The following is a 298-nucleotide window of genomic DNA, read 5'->3' on the forward strand; positions in this document are numbered from 1 at the left end:
CCTGCAGAACATCCCGATCCGCACGCCCGAAGGACGCCGCATCCGCGAAGCCTTCGTCGCACCCGAAGGCTGCGTGATCGTCTCGGCCGACTATTCGCAGATCGAGCTGCGCATCATGGCGCACATCTCCGAAGACGAGAACATGTTGAAGGCCTTCGCCAACAACGAAGACATCCACAAGGCCACCGCCGCCGAAATCTTCGGCATCGCGCCCGAGCAGGTCGAGTCCGAGCAGCGCCGCTATGCCAAGGTCATCAACTTCGGACTGATCTACGGCATGAGCGCCTTCGGCCTGGCC

1 protein-coding gene is annotated in these 298 nt (G+C 62.4%); it reads left to right on the forward strand.

Features of this window, described 5'->3' with window-relative positions:
• Positions 1 to 298 (forward strand): DNA polymerase (locus B3873_RS20880; RefSeq protein ID WP_286868771.1); only part of this gene is annotated, 298 nt, incomplete at both ends.

It is taken from the genome of Herbaspirillum sp. UBA812, assembly GCF_002296545.1.
GTDB classification, from domain to species: Bacteria; Pseudomonadota; Gammaproteobacteria; order Burkholderiales; family Burkholderiaceae_D; genus Herbaspirillum; species Herbaspirillum huttiense.